This is a genomic window from uncultured Desulfovibrio sp. (genome assembly GCF_944327235.1).
In the GTDB taxonomy this organism is placed as follows: domain Bacteria; phylum Desulfobacterota; class Desulfovibrionia; order Desulfovibrionales; family Desulfovibrionaceae; genus Desulfovibrio.
In genome coordinates this window covers 1-5,333 of sequence record NZ_CALVHE010000123.1, presented here as the reverse complement: position 1 = coordinate 5,333, position 5,333 = coordinate 1, and the positions used below count along the sequence as shown (strand labels likewise).

Genomic DNA, 5,333 nt, shown 5'->3' with positions numbered 1-5,333 from the left:
GTGGTGCGGGACATGGCCTTTAACGCCACGCTGGACGCCGACGAGCTGGAAAGCGAGAAGAACGTGATCGTTTCCGAGCTGCAGGGCGACGACGACGAGCCGCGGCGGCGTCTGTTCGAGGCCCTGCAGGTGGCGGGCCTCAAGAACAGCGTCTACGGGCGTCCCATCATCGGTTTCGAGGAGACCATCCGCGCCGTCACGGTGCAGGATCTGCGCGATTATATCGCCACCTGGTACCAGCCGCAGAACATGCTGCTGCTGGTGGCGGGCGACATCGAGCCGCAGCAGGTGCTCGCCCACGCCGAGAAGCTGTTCGGCGGGCTGAAGAATACCGCCGACCTGACGGCCCCCGCCCCGGTGGATCTCATCCATGCGCCCGGCGGCCCCCGTGTGGAGGTCGCGCGCGGCCCGTGGAGCAAGGTCTATCTGGGGCTTTCCCTGCCCGTGCCCGGACTGCCGGACATCCGCTCCGTGGATCTGGACGTGCTGACCTATGTGCTCGGCGGGGACGGCACCTCGACCTTTTACCGCAAGTATCAGTATGAAAAGCGCCTTGTGGACAGCATCGCCATGGGCAACATGGGGCTCAAGCGGGCGGGGCTCGTCTATCTGACGGCCACGCTGGACGCGAACAACCTCGAAAGCCTCTGGGATGGGCTGACGCGCGACCTTGCCGGATTGAGCGGCAAGGACTTCCCGAAAGACGCCATCGAGCGCGCCCGTTTCAATCTGGCCGATTCCGTGGACCGCGCCGGGGAGACCCTCAACGGGCTGGCCTCGTGGCGGGGCACGGTGCAATTCGAGCTGGGCGGCCGCGAGGGAGAACGCAATCTGCGCAGTGCCCTCTCCACGGTGGACGCCTCGCGTCTGGAGGAGGCCCTGCGGCGGTGGATCCGTCCGGAACGGGCGCGAGTGCGCGTCCTCGTGCCGCAGGATGCCCAGATCCCGGATCTGGAAGCCATCATGGACCGCAACTGGAAGGCCGCGGCGGCGGACGGTCCCGCTCCGACGGCTGAGGGCGGCGTGGCCGCGACGCAGACCATAGATCTGGGGCAGGGCCGTACGCTCATCCTGCAGCGGGACGCCACGGTGCCGTATGTGGCGCTCAGCTTCCGGCAGGGCGGGGGCAATGCCCTGCTCGTGCCGCAGCATCAGGGCCTTGCCGAACTGACGGCCCGCACGCTGACCGACGGATACGGCGACAAGGACGCGCAGGCCGTGGAGCGCTGGTTCTCGGAACGGGCGGCGCAGCTCTCCGCCTCGGCGGGCCTCCAGACCTTCGCCGTGGACATGAGCGGCCCGGCCCGCTTCACGCACGAATATTTCCAGCAGCTCGACAGCCTGCTGCGCTCGCCGCGCTTCGAGAAGAAGGACATGGAGCGGCAGGTGCAGAACATGAAGGCCGCTCTTGCCCGGCGGCAGGACAACCCGCAGGCGCTGCTCTTCGCGCGGGTGCGGCCCTTCCTCTTCCCCCAGCACTGCTACGGCTTCGACAGCCTCGGCACGCCGGAGAACCTGGACGGCTTCACGCGGGATAATCTGGTGAACTACTGGAAGCGCCAGTCCTCCCTGCCGTGGGTGCTCACGCTGACCGGCGATTTCGACCCGGCCGCCGTCAAGGCCTGGGCCTCGCAGCTGCCCGTGCCCGCCGCGCCGTCCGCGGGCGGCGTGAGCGCTCCCCGCTGGACGGAGGAAACGACGCTGGGCATCCATGCGCCGGGACGCAATCAGGCGTACCTGCTGCAGGTGTTCCCCACGGTGCCGCAGGATCACCCCGACGCGCCCGCGCTCATGCTGCTGGACGCCATCCTTTCGGGGCAGAGCGGTCTGCTGTTCAGCAAGATGCGTGACGAGCAGGGCCTCGGCTACACCGTGACCTCCTTCTATCAGAGCCTGCCGGAAGCCGGTCTCATGGCCTTCTATATCGGCACCACGCCCGACAAGGTGGAGCAGGCGCGCAAGGGCTTTGACGGGATCATCGAGGACGTGCGGCAGAAGCCCCTGCCCGCGGCCCTGCTGGAAAAGGGCTTCAACCGTCTGGAAGGGGAGTACTACCGCGGCCGCCAGAGCCTCGGGGCCCGCTCCACGGAAAGCGCCACCCTGGCCATCCTCGGCCTGCCGGAGACCTTCCGGCGGGACGTGCTGGAAAAGGCGTCCCGGCTCACGCCCGCCGACGTGCAGGAGGCCGCCCGCAAGTATCTTGCGCCGGAAGCCCGGCGTGAACTGCTGCTGACGCCGGAGACGAGCACGGCCGCGCCCGCCGCCCCGACGCCGCAGGGGGAAGCGCCCGCCGCGCCCCAATAGAGCACTTTGCCTTTGAAAACAACAGGACGCGAGGCGGCCGCACAGCGCCGCCCGGCCTGGACCAGGCGGAAAGACCGCGTTTTTCCCGCGAGATGACAGGCCGCATGGTTGGGGAGCGCGAAGCGCCCCAAACGGGGAATGTTCGGGTGCCGGAGGGGCTTCCGTCCATGCCGCTGGGCCGCCGTACCGCCGTATCCGGGTGCATCCGGCGGGGGAGGGCGGCTTTACAGCGTCTGCGGCATGGGCTACATCTCGAAAAGGAGCGTGCCATGACGACCGACCAGACCCTGCTTTCTTCACATGACGAGAATCTTTGCCTGTGGTGCCCTCCCATCACGACGGCACTGCTGTGCGCCATACAGCAGCGGGCATTCCTCTGTCTGAGCTATCCCGACCGTCCCCGCGAACTGGGGCCGGTGGAGTGCCGCCTGCTGGAGATGGACAGGGATCGCGCCACCCTGCTGTGTCGGGCGTCCGCCCTGCCGCAGCCCTTCGCGCCACAGGAATGCAGTCTGTATTTCAAGGTACGGGAGCCGGAGCCGGGTCAGGTGGTCGAGGGAGCGGACATGCGTATGCCGCTTTCGGCCGGTGATCTCCTGCTGACCACGCAGGAACGGCTCACGGGCCGCCGTTACGGTTTTTACAGCAAGACCTCGCTCATGGCGACCGGTCCCGCGCCCGAAGGGGCCGCGGCCATCTGGCCGGAGGCCGGGGAGGAGCTGCTCGCCCTCCAGATCAAGACGCCGTTCCGCTGCGTGCAGCGCGAGCTGCGGCGGCACGCGCGGTATTGCCCATCTCCCGAACAGATGTTCGCGGCCTGTTTCTGGTTCGCGCCCGTGCTGCCGGTCGAGGGCGCGGTCATGCTGGATTCCATCGCCCGGTATACGCCGGAGATGAAGGCCCGCACCGAGATCGTGGACATTTCCGCCGGCGGGGCCTTCGTGCGTCTGCACCATGACCCGCTGCTGAAAGACATGGAGATCGGCCCCTCCACGCTCATGCTGCTTTATCTTGCGCTGGACGATCCGTGGGAGGGGAGCGCCAATCTCTTCGCCGCCGCCCGATGCGTGACCGTGAGCCGCAACCGGCGCGAGATGAGCGCCAATCTCCATATGCGCTTCACCCGACATGCGGTCCTGCCCCTGCGGGAAGGGCCCATCCATTGGCTGGATGTGGATGACGACAAGGGCATCCCCGTGGTGGACCGCTGGATAGCCCGGCAGCGCGCGGACGATCTTTCGCGCGGCGTCTTTCGTTCCTGAACCTGCGCCCGCCGTCGGAGTATCCCGGCAGGCACGGCGGCCTTTCCGGCCGGTCGGGCGGGGCTTCGCGTCCCGGTCGTCGTCCGGCGGGGGAGGGCGGTGGCGCGCCTCCGCGCGTATCGCCGCCACGGATATCTTTTTCTTTCACCTCAGCGACGGAGTTTGTCCATGTCCAGACATGCCCTGAAATACGGCGACCGCGAATGTTTCCTTGATGTGCCCGACGGCTGCCTTGCCGCCGAAGTGCTGCCCAATGCCGTGGATCTGCCGTCTCTGCCGCCGGCGGAGGTGGTGCGCAAGGCCCTGCGCGAGCCTGTGGATTCCCCGGCCCTTGAGGCCGTGGTGAAGCCCGGGGAAAAGGTCTGCATCGTCATCCCCGACATTTCCCGCCTCTGGCAGTCCCCGCAGGTCTATGTGCCGGAAGTGGTGGCCGCCCTGAACGCCTGCGGCATCCCCGACGCGGACATGACCCTGCTGGTGGCCACGGGCGCGCATCGTCGCCATACCCCCGAAGAACATGCCCGCCTCGTCTCCGCCGATGTGGCCGGGCGTATCCGCATCGTGGACCATCAGTGCCGCGAGGACGCCGACCTCGTCCAGGCGGGCACGACCTCGCGCGGCACGCCCATCGTGGTCAACAAGACCGCCGTGGAAGCGGACAAGATCATCCTGTGCGGCGGCGTGGTCTTTCATTTCCTCGCCGGTTTCGGCGGCGGCCCCAAGATGCTGGTGCCCGGTATCTGCGGATATGAGACCATCCAGCGCCACCACCATCTTGCCTTCAATGCCGCCGCCGACAGCGGCACCAATCCGCTGGTGCGGGCGGGCATCCTTGAGGACAACATCTTTCAGGCCGACCTTGCCGAAGGCGCGGCCCTGCTCAAGCCCTGCTTCAGCCTCAACGTCATCACCAACGCCAAAGCCGAGATCATCGCCGCCTTTGCCGGACACTGGCTGGCGGCCCACCGCGCGGCCTGCGCGCTGGTCGATCGCATGGACCGCGTGACCATCTCCCGTCGCACGCCGCTGGTGGTGGCCAGTGCGGGCGGCGAGCCCCGCGACATGAACGTCTTTCAGGAGATCAAGCTCCTCAGCAACGCGCTGGCGGCCGTGGAAGAGGGCGGAACCATGATCCTGCTGGCCCGCAATCCCGACGGTTTCGGCAATGCCGAGACCGAGCGCCAGCTCACCGCCTACCCCGACCACCACGCGCGGGAGGCGGCCCTGCGGGAGACCTTCTCCATCGGCGGCTATGTGGGCTTCCTGCTGGCCGAAGCCGCGGAACACCATAACGTCATCCTCGTGACGGACATGGAGCCGGGCCTCTTCGCCTCCACCCGTCTGCACGTCGTGTCCAGTCTGGACAAGGCGCTGGAACTGGCCGCCGGATTCCACGGCGGCAGTCTGGCCGTGCCGACGACGGTCATGCCGCAGGGCGCCGTGACCCTGCCGCGTGTCGCCGGGTAGTTTTTTTCTCTTTTTTCTTCCGCTTGTCGCTGGATGGCGGCCGCTGCCCAGAGCCTGGGGGTGGTCGCCTTCCAGCGGGTATATTCTCCTTTTCCTGCCGCTGGCTGGCGGATGCTGCCCGGCGTCCGGGCGTGGTAGCCTGCGCGGCTGGCGGCAGGGGGGAGAGGGGCTTGTTTCCTTTTTTCTTTTCCGTTCGCTCGCTGGCGGATGCTGCCCGGCATCTGGGCTTGGTAGCCTGCGCGGCTGGCGGCAGGGGGCAGGGGCTTGCGCAGCCCCTTGCCCCCTACGACCCCTTACCCC

Annotated in this window: 3 protein-coding genes; all 3 read left to right on the top strand. The window is 67.8% G+C overall.

Features of this window, described 5'->3' with window-relative positions; genetic code table 11:
• Positions 1–2,304, top strand: a 2,304-nt coding sequence (locus tag Q0K00_RS11200; RefSeq protein ID WP_297229563.1) for a pitrilysin family protein, incomplete at its 5' end; no start/stop codon positions are given.
• A gap of 269 nt (positions 2,305–2,573) precedes the next feature.
• The gene (locus Q0K00_RS11195; protein ID WP_297229562.1) at positions 2,574–3,566 is read left to right on the top strand and encodes a hypothetical protein; all 993 of its coding nucleotides are present in this window, start codon (positions 2,574–2,576) and stop codon (positions 3,564–3,566) included.
• A gap of 168 nt (positions 3,567–3,734) precedes the next feature.
• Positions 3,735–5,033: a nickel-dependent lactate racemase gene (larA, locus tag Q0K00_RS11190; protein WP_297229560.1), complete on the top strand. Its 1,299-nt coding sequence runs from the start codon at positions 3,735–3,737 to the stop codon at positions 5,031–5,033.
• Positions 5,034–5,333 lie beyond the last annotated feature (300 nt).

Coding starts and splice junctions, on each gene's coding strand:
- Q0K00_RS11195 (WP_297229562.1), top strand. CDS start 2,574: ATGACGACCGACCAGACCCTGCTTTCTTCACATGACGAGAATCTTTGC.
- larA (WP_297229560.1), top strand. CDS start 3,735: ATGTCCAGACATGCCCTGAAATACGGCGACCGCGAATGTTTCCTTGAT.